General features: G+C 40.3%; 12 protein-coding genes and 4 tRNA genes. 15 read left to right on the top strand and 1 reads right to left on the bottom strand.

Annotation, left to right across the window (positions count from 1 at the left end):
• Positions 1-131: 131 nt before the first annotated feature.
• A complete protein-coding gene (gene yyaC, locus ACFX4L_RS13775; protein ID WP_061465914.1) occupies positions 132-767 on the bottom strand; it encodes a spore protease YyaC in 636 nt (211 codons plus the stop codon).
• Between the two features lie 389 nt (positions 768-1156).
• Between yyaC and ACFX4L_RS13770 the strand changes: the two genes are divergently transcribed.
• The 15 genes from ACFX4L_RS13770 to ACFX4L_RS13700 all read left to right on the top strand — a co-directional run bounded on the left by ACFX4L_RS13770 (position 1157) and on the right by ACFX4L_RS13700 (position 12220).
• A complete protein-coding gene (locus ACFX4L_RS13770; RefSeq protein WP_061465913.1) occupies positions 1157-1993 on the top strand; it encodes a mechanosensitive ion channel family protein in 837 nt (278 codons plus the stop codon).
• Between the two features lie 20 nt (positions 1994-2013).
• The gene (locus ACFX4L_RS13765) at positions 2014-2211 is read left to right on the top strand and encodes a DUF951 domain-containing protein (protein WP_061465912.1); all 198 of its coding nucleotides are present in this window, start codon (positions 2014-2016) and stop codon (positions 2209-2211) included.
• Between the two features lie 165 nt (positions 2212-2376).
• Positions 2377-3477: a redox-regulated ATPase YchF gene (ychF, locus tag ACFX4L_RS13760; RefSeq protein WP_289319276.1), complete on the top strand. Its 1101-nt coding sequence runs from the start codon at positions 2377-2379 to the stop codon at positions 3475-3477.
• Between the two features lie 195 nt (positions 3478-3672).
• The gene (gene rpsF / locus ACFX4L_RS13755; protein WP_034316153.1) at positions 3673-3957 is read left to right on the top strand and encodes a 30S ribosomal protein S6; all 285 of its coding nucleotides are present in this window, start codon (positions 3673-3675) and stop codon (positions 3955-3957) included.
• Between the two features lie 70 nt (positions 3958-4027).
• The gene (gene ssb, locus ACFX4L_RS13750) at positions 4028-4558 is read left to right on the top strand and encodes a single-stranded DNA-binding protein (RefSeq protein WP_061465910.1); all 531 of its coding nucleotides are present in this window, start codon (positions 4028-4030) and stop codon (positions 4556-4558) included.
• Between the two features lie 47 nt (positions 4559-4605).
• Positions 4606-4845, top strand: coding sequence for a 30S ribosomal protein S18 (rpsR, locus tag ACFX4L_RS13745; protein WP_053348323.1), 240 nt, complete (start codon positions 4606-4608; stop codon positions 4843-4845).
• Between the two features lie 236 nt (positions 4846-5081).
• Entirely contained in the window at positions 5082-6029 is a 948-nt protein-coding gene (locus ACFX4L_RS13740; protein WP_377405428.1) for a YybS family protein, read from the top strand.
• A 38-nt stretch (positions 6030-6067) separates the two neighbouring features.
• Positions 6068-8038, top strand: a complete 1971-nt coding sequence (locus ACFX4L_RS13735; protein WP_061465908.1) for a DHH family phosphoesterase — start codon at positions 6068-6070, stop codon at positions 8036-8038.
• The gene (gene rplI, locus ACFX4L_RS13730; protein WP_061465907.1) at positions 8035-8484 is read left to right on the top strand and encodes a 50S ribosomal protein L9; all 450 of its coding nucleotides are present in this window, start codon (positions 8035-8037) and stop codon (positions 8482-8484) included. Before ACFX4L_RS13735 ends, rplI begins: the two co-directional genes overlap by 4 nt.
• A gap of 141 nt (positions 8485-8625) precedes the next feature.
• Positions 8626-9990: a replicative DNA helicase gene (gene dnaB / locus ACFX4L_RS13725; RefSeq protein ID WP_061465906.1), complete on the top strand. Its 1365-nt coding sequence runs from the start codon at positions 8626-8628 to the stop codon at positions 9988-9990.
• 289 nt (positions 9991-10279) lie between these two features.
• Positions 10280-11572, top strand: a complete 1293-nt coding sequence (locus tag ACFX4L_RS13720; RefSeq protein WP_061465905.1) for an adenylosuccinate synthase — start codon at positions 10280-10282, stop codon at positions 11570-11572.
• A gap of 289 nt (positions 11573-11861) precedes the next feature.
• Positions 11862-11937 (top strand) — tRNA-Lys (locus tag ACFX4L_RS13715).
• Between the two features lie 9 nt (positions 11938-11946).
• A tRNA-Glu gene (locus tag ACFX4L_RS13710) sits at positions 11947-12018 on the top strand.
• Positions 12019-12040: 22 nt separating this feature from the next.
• Positions 12041-12116, top strand: a tRNA-Asp gene (locus tag ACFX4L_RS13705).
• A 31-nt stretch (positions 12117-12147) separates the two neighbouring features.
• Positions 12148-12220: transfer RNA gene (locus ACFX4L_RS13700), tRNA-Phe, on the top strand.
• The last annotated feature ends 306 nt before the right edge of the window (positions 12221-12526 follow it).

Here is a 12526-nt window from a genome sequence, read left to right as displayed (position 1 = left end):
AGCGAGCATCTGGAGGGGAAATCAACCACAACTCACTACCTGGTAAATAGCAACAAAGTATGTGAAAACAGCCTAAATAAAAGAAGGAAGGGGATAATCCCTTCCTTCATTTTTTTGATCAGCAAAACCGATCAAAGGGTCTTTTCTTGCTTGAATGACAATGTGAAAGGAGTGATGGAAGGTTTTACTGGATAATGATTTTGTGCTTCATAAATCCCCTCGGCGATAGTTTTGGCCATTTTTAGCACAAGATTAAGACGAGTGTTTTGCAAGACCATGAACTCCATGAAGCCACTTACATTCACGATTCCTGTTATATGGGCATTTCCAACGGAAGGAAGATCTTTATTGACCCCAGCACCTGGTTTCACTGGTCCTTGACCGATTTGGACAATACCGACGCTTTTCATCTTCCCTAAGCAAGCATCGATTCCGACTATAAATGGATTGGTATGAATCTTTTTTATTTCATTTAATTTTTCCGATAAATTCATAGCATGTATAGGGTCATCTAAAGTACCATAAACATGGAACGATGAAGAACTGTTTTCAGCTTTTTCACTTAGCAGAGTGCCGACAAGTGGTCCGAGGGAATCGCCTGTAGAACGGTCTGTGCCTATACAGACGATGACGATTGTTTGAAGCTTTCCAGTTGGTAGAAGGTTGATTAATTCCTGGGAAATTTGTTTGGATGCATCCGTATCTTCATGCAGGATGCGGCTCAATCTATTTTTATTATTATTAAATAGACTAGAATTCAGATTCATCGGCTCAACTCCTTTACTTTACTTGGTATTACAGTATACGGATAAAAAGGAAAAAATATACGGTATTTAACGTAACGGATGAGGGAAATTTTTGTAGAACTTGCAAACAGGTGAAGGGGAAATGGATTGACTTTTCTTCCTCTACCAATTGCTTTCATTTATACATTCTAGTAAAAAAATACTGGATTAACTCGGAAAAAACTTCTATTTCTTTTACCTATATACCCATATTTTTTTTGTACAGAAACCCTTATTTATTGATAAAATAGAGAAACTTCTCCTATTCGGGTTATCTCACAGCATGAGGGGTAGAGGAATAAGTCGGAATGGTAAAGTCATAGAGAAAATATAAAAGTTTTGCAGAATTTTGGATTAGCCAGGAGGAAAAGATGGAACGCATTTATGATAACGTTACAAAAGAGGTAATGGATGAAAAATTATGGTTACTATTAGGGGAAGGAATCATTAAAATCTTCCTTGTTCTCCTGTTATCACGTATTATTATTAGAATAGGAAAGACGGTCATAAGTAAATTTTTCGCGGTTCGCTTAAGAAGTCCAATTCGCGTTTCAGAGCGCAGAGAAACGACACTCATTAAGTTGCTGGAAAATATAGTCACTTATGTTATTAATTTTATTGCCTTGGTAATGATTCTTGAAATTTTCGGATTTGATGTAAAGGCTTTGCTGGCTGGAGCTGGGATACTTGGTTTGGCAGTTGGGTTCGGTGCTCAAAGTTTGGTAAAAGATATTATCACAGGATTCTTTGTGATTTTTGAAGATCACTTCTCGGTTGGGGACTATATTAAAATTAATACATTTGAGGGTGAAGTTCTCGAAATTGGGCTTCGTACAACAAAGATTAAAAGTAGCTCAGGAGAATTGCACCTCATACCTAATGGTAGTATTGTTCAAGTTACAAATTATTCTATATTAAATAGTAAGGCTGTTGTGGATGTAGCTATACCTAATGATGGATCAGTAGAACTTGCTGAGAGGGTACTCATTCAAACCTTGAATAATATGGAAGGCAAATATGACTTCTTGGTCAAAGCACCTGAATTTTTAGGAATTGAAGCGATAAGTCCTGATGAAGTTGTCTTTCGGGTCACTGCTGAAACAAAACCGATGCATCATGTCGAAATGAGTAGAATATTAAGAAAAGAAATAAGTGCTGCGCTTGATTTAAGTGGGATTAAATCTACGTACAATGGCAGCGAGTCATAGGAATTAGGGGGCTCATGGTTATGGAAGAAAAAGAGTTTGCGCTTAAGGATATTGTGGAAATGAAAAAACCACATCCCTGTGGAGTAAATAAGTGGAAAATCATTCGACTTGGTATGGATATCCGGATAAAATGTGAAGGCTGCGGTCATAGCGTAATGCTGCCTCGACGTGAATTCGCGAAGAAAATGAAAAAAGTTCTACAAAAGCATGAGGAGTGATCATGCTTTTTTTTGAGTGAAGGCAGTCCTGAGTTTCTCATGATTTACTTGTCTTTTTAGGAAGCGAAATCTATAATTGGGAAAGGTTTAGGTAATTGGATGGTTTTTATAGAAAATCAGACTTTTTCCCATATGTACGAATTATCTTGAAGGAGTGAAATATAAATGGCTTTAACAGCTGGTATAGTAGGTTTGCCTAACGTAGGTAAATCCACTTTATTTAATGCAATTACTCAGGCAGGTGCGGAATCTGCCAACTATCCTTTCTGTACGATTGACCCAAATGTCGGGATTGTTGAAGTGCCAGATCACCGTCTGCAAAAATTGACAGAATTGGTTAAACCAAAAAAAACGGTTCCGACAGCATTTGAATTCACGGATATCGCCGGAATTGTAAAAGGGGCCAGTAAAGGAGAAGGTCTCGGTAATAAATTCCTTTCCCATATCCGTCAAGTGGATGCAATTTGTCAGGTTGTCCGTTGTTTCGCAGACGATAACATTACTCATGTTTCTGGAAAAGTAAATCCAATCGATGATATCGAAGTCATCAACCTTGAATTGATCCTGGCCGATTTGGAATCCGTTGATAAACGCATCGACCGTGTCGGAAAAATGGCCAAGCAAAAGGATAAAGGCGCAGTGGCTGAACATGAAATTCTTGTGGCTTTAAAAGAAGCATTGGAGAATGAAAGGCCCGCCCGTTCAGTTGAATTTACCGAAGAACAGCAAAAAATGGTGAAGGGCATGCACTTGCTTACGGCGAAGCCGACTCTTTATGTGGCGAACGTGAGCGAAGATGAAGTGGCTAATGCTGACGAGAATGAATATGTTCAGCAAGTTCGTGAATATGCAGCGAAGGAAAATGCAGAAGTAATCGTAATTTGTGCCAAAATCGAAGAAGAAATTGCAGAGCTTGAAGGTGAAGAAAAGGAAATGTTCCTATCTGAACTTGGCATCGAAGAGTCGGGTCTTGACCAGTTGATCCGTGCTTCATATAATCTGCTCGGATTGGCAACATACTTTACAGCTGGTGTACAGGAAGTGCGTGCATGGACATTCCGAAAAGGTATGAAAGCCCCTCAATGTGCAGGTGTCATTCATACGGACTTCGAACGTGGTTTCATCCGTGCCGAAATCGTTTCTTATACCGATTTGCTTGAAGCGGGCAGTCATAGTGCTGCAAAAGAAGCAGGAAAAGTTCGATTAGAAGGAAAAGAGTACATCGTTAACGATGGCGATGTAATCCATTTCCGTTTCAACGTTTAAGATATAAAGACCCTGCATTTTCCCAATGCAGGGTCTTTTTTTGAGCCTCTAATCATTAGATTTCAATTAATTGTAATAAGTCGATCCGTTCGTTGCAAAGCCACTTTAACTATGCTATAATTTTATCTTGTGAGTAATTATAAATAATTGCTCCTTGCCCAATTGGGCCGCTTAGACCAAAAGGAGGTGACAGTGATGAGAAAATACGAAATTATGTATATCATCCGTCCAAACATTGAGGAAGAAGCTAAAAAAGCTTTAGTTGAACGTTTCAACACAATCCTTTCTGATAATGGTGCGGAAGTAGAAGCAAAAGAATGGGGTAAACGCCGTCTTGCATACGAAATCAATGATTTCCGTGATGGTTACTACATGCTTCTTAAAGTTAACGCTGAAAGTGCTGCGATTCAAGAATTCGATCGTCTTGCTAAAATCAGTGAAGACATTATTCGCCACATGGCTACTAGAGAAGAAGTCTAATCCAATATTTTAATATAAATTCTAATCTTGTTTCACGTGAAACAAGTTTGAAACCTAGGGGTTGATTCTGATGATGAATCGCGTAGTTTTGGTAGGACGCTTAACTAAAGATCCTGAATTGCGATATACACCTAATGGAGTTCCCGTAGCTACCTTTACTTTAGCTGTGAATCGTGGTTTTACGAATCAGCAAGGTGAACGTGAAGCGGATTTCATTAACTGTGTAGTTTGGCGTAAACCGGCAGAAAATGTAGCTAACTTCTTGAAAAAGGGCAGTTTAGCTGGCGTGGATGGACGTGTCCAAACACGTAATTATGAAGGACAAGACGGCAAACGCGTATATGTGACGGAGATTCTGGCTGAGAGCGTTCAATTCCTTGAACCACGAAGCAGTTCAGCGGGTGAAAGAAATGAAGGCGGTTCTTACGGTGGAGGTCAAAAAAGTTATGGTAACAATAATAACGGAAATGACAACAATTCGTATGGACAAAATCCTAATCAGAATCAACGGAGCAATAACAACTACACTCGTGTAGATGATGATCCATTTGCAAATGACGGTAAAACAATCGACATTTCAGATGACGATCTTCCGTTTTAAACAGCCGTTTAAAATGAAAATTTAAAAAGCAGGGAGGGAAATTTATTATGGCAATGGGTGGACGTAAAGGACGCGGTAAGCGTAAAAAGGTTTGTTATTTCACATCTAACGGAATCACTAAAATTGATTACAAAGATACAGATCTTCTTAAAAAATTCGTCTCAGAACGCGGTAAAATTTTACCACGTCGTGTAACTGGCACAAGCGCTAAATATCAACGTAAATTAACGATTGCTATTAAACGCTCACGTACTATGGCATTACTTCCATATGTATCTGGTGAATAATAAATTGGCACATTGAGGAGTTTTCCTTAATGTGCCTTTTTTTATAAGTTAGGATCTTATGCTGAAAAACCGCTGAATTGCGGTTTTTTTATTTTTAAAAAGAATTTAAAAAGATGTTTTCCTTACAAAAAATAATCATATCCTAAAAAAGAATGTGATGTTTGAAATATCCTGGCCGTAACGGATACAATATGAAGATAAGACATTAATTTTAATATTAACGGGGGGGTGAAAAAATGAATAACGGGAGACGAATTGCGGAGGGTGGAGCCCTTTTGGCACTATATTGCATTTTACTGTTCATCACCATTCAAGTCCCGCTAGTGGGTATCTTCACTACTTTCTTTTTACCCATTCCATTCATACTGGTCACAATCAAACAAAAGTTATCGTGGAGCCTCGGTTACCTATTCATTGCTTCACTATTGTCGATCCTCATCGGGACGATATTGTCTGTCCCGCTTACCTTACTTATGGGGGCAACGGGAATTGCGATCGGCTATTTTTTGAAAAAGGACAAACCGATGGCACCTATGTTCATAAGTGCAGTCCTTGTCTTCCTGGGAGGAATTTTATTAATATATGCAGCTTCAGTGTTAATAACGGATGTTAATTACATAGAAGAATCGATGAATATGGCTGAAGGATCTATAAAAAAAACAATCGACATCATGGATTCTTTAGGACAGGCACCGACGGAACAAGTCAAAAAGCAGATGTATGAATCAATCGATATGATAAACACGCTGATGCCAAGTTTGTTCGTGTTGATATCAGTCAGCATGGTTTTATTGATTTTCTTTGCTGCACATCCCATTGTGAAGAGGTTCAGCGATAAGACGCTAAAATGGCCTCATTTTCGAGATCTTCGACTCCCGAAAAGCCTTTTATGGTATTATTTAATTACGATGCTTCTTGCTCTTTTTGTGAATACGGACAAGAATAGTTTTGTATATATGGCCATATCGAACCTATTTTTCATCCTGCAGTTCTTCATTTTATTACAAGGATATTCCCTGATATTTTATATCGCTCATGTGAAGTCATGGGCTAAAGCCATACCTGTTTTAATCGTGGTTTTTTCTTTGCTGCTGCCGATTCCGATTATTACAACGGCCGTACGATTTTTAGGTATAATAGATTTAGGATTTCCTTTTAGGGAGACGATCAATAAAAAGGAATAGACTTTTTTGTAAAACAGATGCTTTTAGGAGCTGAAACTATGCCATCTTATTTGAAAGAATACTCGATTAAGTCCCCAGTGTATGGGATGCTGGCCGCGGGCGTGTTACTTTTGGGCGTACTGGCTTATTATAATTGGGTTATTGCACTTGTTGGTTTATTGATTCTTGCTGGTTTATTTTATTTAACATTAAGAATGGTAGAAAAAAAGCAACGTAAGACAGAAGAGTATATAACGACTTTATCTTACCGTTTAAAAAAGGTCGGTGAGGAAGCGTTATTGGAAATGCCAATTGGGATCATGCTCTTTAATGAGGATTATTACATTGAATGGACCAATCCATTCCTGGCTTCGTGTTTTAGTGAAGACTCCTTGGCAGGAAGATCGCTATACGATGTTGCGGACTCGATCGTTCCGTTAATTAAGCAAGAGATCGAGACAGAGACAATTACGCTCCACGATCGGAAATTCAAAGTGGTCCATAAGCGAGAGGAAAGGCTTCTTTACTTTTTTGATGTGACGGAGCAAGTGGAAATCGAGAAACTATATGAAGATGAGCGAACGGCAATTGCGATCATTCTCCTTGATAACTATGATGATTTGACACAGGGTATGGATGATCAGCGTAAAAGCAGCATTAATAGCTTGGTTACCTCACTTCTTGATAAATGGGCAAGGGATAATGGCGTTTTCTTTAAACGGGTTTCCTCGGAGCGATTCATCGCTGTCTTTAATGAGCATATCCTTCAGCAACTTGAGAAGGGAAAATTCTCGATTTTGGATGAAATCAGGGAAACGACGGCCAAGCAAAATGTACCATTGACCTTGAGCATCGGGGTCGGCTCGGCAGTGTCATCCTTACCGGAACTAGGTACACTTGCACAGTCCAGCTTGGATCTCGCTTTAGGACGGGGCGGTGACCAGGTAGCCATCAAGCAAGCGAATGGAAAAGTGAAATTCTATGGCGGTAAAACCAATCCGATGGAAAAACGCACGAGGGTCCGTGCACGTGTGATTTCCCATGCATTGAAGGATATAGTCCTTGATAGTGATAAAGTCATTGTCATGGGCCATAAAAACCCGGATATGGACGCAATCGGTTCAGCCATCGGCATTTTGAAAGTTGCCCAAATGAATGAACGTGAAGGCTATATTGTAATTAACACCCAGCAGCTTGATAGCAGTGTACTTCGTTTAATGGAGGAAATCAAAAATAAAGAAGAGCTTTATGCCCGGTTTATAACTCCTGATGATGCTCTTGAAATGATTACGGATGAGACATTGCTGGTTGTGGTCGATACACATAAACCTTCTATGGTAATTGAAGAGCGGTTATTGAATAGGATCGATAAGGTTGTAGTCATCGACCATCATCGCCGGGGTGAGGAGTTCATCAAAAACTCATTGCTCGTCTATATGGAGCCATATGCGTCTTCAACAGCAGAACTTGTGACCGAACTGCTTGAATATCAGCCGAAACGCAGTAAGATAGATATGCTGGAATCAACGGCGCTACTTGCAGGGATCATTGTCGATACGAAAAGCTTCACTTTAAGAACAGGTTCACGTACTTTCGATGCAGCCTCTTATCTAAGGGCACATGGAGCTGATACGGTACTTGTCCAGAAGTTCTTAAAAGAAGACGTTGACACCTATATTAAACGGTCAAAGCTCATTGAAGAAGTTATCTTTTATAAAAAGGGAATTGCAATTGCCTCGGCAAAAACCGATCAGGTCCACAATCAGGTGCTCATTGCTCAGGCTGCGGACACCCTATTGACCATGGATGGCGTTGTTGCTTCCTTTGTAATGGCTAAGCGATCTGATGATACAGTAGGCATAAGTGCGCGATCGCTTGGTGATATCAATGTACAGGTGATCATGGAAATGTTAAATGGAGGCGGACATTTAACAAATGCCGCTACTCAACAGGCATGCTCCATTGATGAAGCAGAAAGTCGATTAAAAACAGCTATAGATGAATATTTAGAAGGGGGACAAAAAGAATGAAAGTAATATTTCTGAAAGACGTAAAAGGTAAAGGGAAAAAAGGGGAAGTTAAAAATGTTGCAGATGGTTATGCACATAATTTCCTGCTAAAACAAGGATTGGCCGTTGAAGCAAATAATACAAATGTAAAAACATTGGAAGCCCAGAAAAATAAAGAAGAATCACTTGCAGCAGAAGAACTGCAGCATGCTGAAGAATTGAAAGTGCAGCTGGAGAAACTAACGGTTGAACTATCTGCCAAAGCCGGTGAGGGCGGGCGTTTATTCGGTTCCATCACGACTAAACAAATTGCATCGGAGCTTCAGAAAAAACACGGTATCAAGGTTGATAAACGTAAAATGGAGCTTGCTGAAGGCATCCGCACTTTAGGGCATACAAAGCTTCCAGTCAAGCTTCACCCTGAAGTCACTGCGACACTGACTGTGCATGTGAAAGAAATTAACTAATTTTAGCTGTTTCATATCTGTGAAAAATTGATAAAATAGAGATAGACGAAAAATGTGATTGGGCATGTTGTCCTTTCACTTTTTTTCTTTTTTACTAGAAACATATAAATGGTATCCTCTTAGAATGGGAGGTTTTAAGATATGATAGAACAATTTCAGGATAGAATTCCCCCTCAAAATATAGAAGCCGAACAGGCTGTGCTAGGAGCCATTTTTCTTGAGCCCTCTTCATTGACCGTTACATCGGAAGTTTTGATTCCGGAGGATTTTTACAGAAGCTCTCATCAAAAAATCTTTAATGTGATGCTTAATTTGAATGACGAAGGAAAAGCTGTCGATTTGATTACGGTGACAGAGGAATTGGCTGCGACAAAAAACCTTGAAGAGGTTGGCGGAGTTTCTTATTTAAGTGAATTGGCCGGATCGGTACCTACCGCGGCCAATATTGAATATTATGCTCGCATCGTCGAGGAGAAGTCATTGCTGCGTCGTTTGATCAGGACAGCGACCAACATTGCTCAGGAAGGCTACAGTCGCGAGGACGAGGTCGAGGAGCTGCTCGGGGAAGCAGAAAAAACGATCATGGAAGTGGCCCAGCGTAAGAATTCCGGGTCTTTTCAAAATATTAAGGATGTATTGGTTGCGACGTACGATAACATAGAAATTTTGACTACCCGTAAAGGGGATGTCACGGGAATACCGACAGGGTTTGCTGAACTGGATCGAATGACAGCAGGGTTCCAACGTAATGACCTCATCATAGTGGGTGCCCGTCCTTCGGTTGGTAAAACCGCTTTTGCATTGAATATCGCTCAAAACGTTGCGACCAAAACGGAGGAGAATGTAGCGATTTTCAGTCTTGAAATGGGTGCAGAGCAGCTCGTTATGCGTATGCTCTGTGCTGAAGGAAATATCAACGCTCAGAATTTACGGACAGGTTCCTTAACGGATGAGGATTGGCGTAAATTGACGATGGCGATGGGAAGCTTGTCGAATGCCGGCATTTATATCGATGATACGCCAGGTGTGAGGATTGGTGAAATTCGTTCGAAATGCCGTCGTTTGAAGCAGGAACATGGGCTTGGCATGATATTGATCGATTACCTGCAGTTAATTCAAGGCGATGGTCGTTCAGGCGACAACCGTCAGCAAGAGGTATCCGAGATTTCACGTTCACTTAAAGCGCTCGCTCGTGAACTTAAAGTGCCCGTCATAGCCCTTTCCCAGCTATCGCGGGGAGTGGAGCAGCGCCAGGATAAGCGTCCGATGATGTCTGATATCAGGGAATCCGGGAGTATCGAGCAAGATGCCGATATCGTCGCATTCTTATACCGTGATGATTATTATGATAAAGAATCCGAGAATAAAAATATCATTGAAATCATTATAGCGAAACAGCGTAATGGTCCAGTAGGCACGGTTTCGCTTGCATTCGTGAAAGAATATAATAAATTCGTTAACCTCGAACGGCGCTTCGATGATGATTCGATGTCTCCCGGCGCATAGGGAACTGCCTGCCATTCATGCAATGGCGGGCTGTTTTTATTTTGGAAAAAGAAAGGGATCGGTGATAATAATAAAAGAAATCAAAGGGCAGAATAAGGATTGACAATCCAAAACCAATTTTGAAAACGGAAAGAATTTTTTTCATATTTACGAACGAAGTATTTTTTGAAATGTGTAACGTTCGGATTTTGTATTGACTTCCACTTTGGATTATTGATAAAATAGGTTTGTTTGATAAGAACCGGTAAATAATCGGTATTACGTGAACCTTTGGAGGTGCTTTATTCAGATGTCATCAGTTGTAGTAGTCGGTACACAATGGGGAGACGAAGGTAAAGGTAAAATAACAGATTTTCTATCCCAGAATGCGGAAGCCATCGCTCGTTATCAAGGTGGGAATAATGCAGGGCATACAATAAAATTTAATGGCGTTACCTATAAACTGCATTTAATTCCGTCAGGGATTTTTTATAGTGATAAAATTTGTGTCATTGGAAATGGTATGGTGGTTGATCCAAAAGCTCTTGTAGAGGAGCTTGCTTATTTACATAGTCATGGAGTGAGTACGGATAATCTTCGTATCTCTAACCGTGCACATGTCATTCTTCCTTACCATATCAAATTGGATGAAGTCGAAGAAGACCGTAAAGGCGCTAATAAAATTGGAACGACAAAAAAAGGAATCGGCCCTGCTTATATGGACAAAGCTGCTCGTAACGGAATCCGCATGGCAGATCTTTTGGACCGTGAAATTTTCGAGGAAAAATTGGCTCAAAATCTTGTCGAAAAAAATCGTATGTTTGAACGCTTCTATGAAACGGAAGGTTTCAAAATCGAAGATATCATGGATGAATACTATGAGTACGGACAACAAGTGCAGAAATATGTTTGTGATACATCCGTTGTATTGAATGACGCACTTGATGAAGGAAAACGGGTATTATTCGAAGGGGCACAAGGCGTGATGCTTGATATCGATCAAGGAACATACCCATTCGTCACTTCATCTAATCCTGTTGCAGGTGGCGTTACGATCGGTTCTGGCGTAGGTCCTACAAAAATCAATCATGTGGTTGGAGTATGTAAAGCATATACAAGCCGTGTGGGCGATGGTCCTTTCCCTACAGAATTGCATGATGAAGTCGGTAACCAAATCCGTGAAGTTGGCCGTGAATATGGTACAACTACAGGCAGGCCGCGCCGTGTCGGCTGGTTTGATGCAGTTGTCGTTCGCCATGCACGCCGTGTCAGCGGGATTACCGATTTATCATTGAACTCGATTGACGTGTTATCAGGTCTTGATACGGTCAAAATTTGTGTAGCTTATGAATACAAAGGCGAAATCATTCATGAGGTTCCAGCAACATTAAAAGCGATTGGCGAATGTAAGCCAGTTTATGAAGAGCTATCAGGCTGGTCAGAAGACATCACAGGATGCAAATCATTGGATGAGCTTCCAGAGAACGCTCGCCACTATGTAGAGCGCGTATCTCAATTGGTAGGCATTCCTTTGACTACTTTCTCTGTCGGTCCTGACCGTAACCAAACAAATATCGTGAGAAGCCCTTGGCGTCTAGCGTAATTGATGAAATGGAGCTGGCTTTTTAGCCGGCTCTTCTTCATTATTGGAATCAATCACTGCATTCTGATGTCACAATCGAGAGACCTGGGATATTGGAAGAATGGATTGAAACAGTAGGAAAAAGGAAAAAGATAAAAAAAATAATTTTATTTCAAAAAAACTATTGCCTAAACTATGATAACCATGATATTATCAAAAGCGTCGTCACAATAGTACAAGCATTAACAACATCAAGCGAGTAGCTGCATTGAGACGTGAAACATCCTGAAAAGTTACATTTCATTAGAACGAGCCATTAGCTCAGTTGGTAGAGCATCTGACTTTTAATCAGAGGGTCGAAGGTTCGAATCCTTCATGGCTCACCATTTTTTTTCGGCCCATTGGTCAAGCGGTTAAGACACCGCCCTTTCACGGCGGTAACACGGGTTCGAATCCCGTATGGGTCACTTCTTTATATAATTCTTTACTGGTCCCGTGGTGTAGCGGTTAACATGCCTGCCTGTCACGCAGGAGATCGCGGGTTCGATTCCCGTCGGGACCGCCATTTTATTTTTTTGTTCTAAAATAGAATATTTGGCTCAGTAGCTCAGTCGGTAGAGCAAAGGACTGAAAATCCTTGTGTCGGCGGTTCGATTCCGTCCTGAGCCATCCTTTTTAAAAACGCCTTTCCTTTAGGGCGTTTTTTTTGTTTTACATCCAGATGTATTATAAATGAAATCTTGTTAATGAATTGTTAACGATTTGTAACATACCAATTTTACCCAAGTCGACATATAAACCGCTTTTATCCTTACGGGGCTTACGTCCACTCCTTATTTCGAAATGTATCGAATCTTCCTCATTAGCATATTTATTGGTACTTGTTGTCACCATTTATACAGTTCTATTACATTATCACGACTGTTTCTTGTTTTTTTTTTTATTATGGTAGAGTTATGAGTGAAAAATCATAAT

Origin of the sequence: Peribacillus sp. YIM B13482 (assembly GCF_042787975.1) — a bacterium.
GTDB lineage: Bacteria > Bacillota > Bacilli > Bacillales > DSM-1321 > Peribacillus > Peribacillus simplex_A.
Note: the sequence above shows the minus strand (reverse complement) of the source record. Positions and strands in the feature narration are given on the sequence as shown.

Bases quoted from the DNA above. Each gene is read 5' to 3' on its own strand.
- rplI (WP_061465907.1), top strand. From the start codon at position 8,035: ATGAAAGTAATATTTCTGAAAGACGTAAAAGGTAAAGGGAAAAAAGGG.
- ACFX4L_RS13740 (WP_377405428.1), top strand. From the start codon at position 5,082: ATGAATAACGGGAGACGAATTGCGGAGGGTGGAGCCCTTTTGGCACTA.
- ACFX4L_RS13770 (WP_061465913.1), top strand. From the start codon at position 1,157: ATGGAACGCATTTATGATAACGTTACAAAAGAGGTAATGGATGAAAAA.
- yyaC (WP_061465914.1), bottom strand. From the start codon at position 767: ATGAATCTGAATTCTAGTCTATTTAATAATAATAAAAATAGATTGAGC.
- ACFX4L_RS13720 (WP_061465905.1), top strand. From the start codon at position 10,280: ATGTCATCAGTTGTAGTAGTCGGTACACAATGGGGAGACGAAGGTAAA.
- dnaB (WP_061465906.1), top strand. From the start codon at position 8,626: ATGATAGAACAATTTCAGGATAGAATTCCCCCTCAAAATATAGAAGCC.
- ACFX4L_RS13735 (WP_061465908.1), top strand. From the start codon at position 6,068: ATGCCATCTTATTTGAAAGAATACTCGATTAAGTCCCCAGTGTATGGG.
- rpsR (WP_053348323.1), top strand. From the start codon at position 4,606: ATGGCAATGGGTGGACGTAAAGGACGCGGTAAGCGTAAAAAGGTTTGT.
- ychF (WP_289319276.1), top strand. From the start codon at position 2,377: ATGGCTTTAACAGCTGGTATAGTAGGTTTGCCTAACGTAGGTAAATCC.
- rpsF (WP_034316153.1), top strand. From the start codon at position 3,673: ATGAGAAAATACGAAATTATGTATATCATCCGTCCAAACATTGAGGAA.
- ssb (WP_061465910.1), top strand. From the start codon at position 4,028: ATGATGAATCGCGTAGTTTTGGTAGGACGCTTAACTAAAGATCCTGAA.
- ACFX4L_RS13765 (WP_061465912.1), top strand. From the start codon at position 2,014: ATGGAAGAAAAAGAGTTTGCGCTTAAGGATATTGTGGAAATGAAAAAA.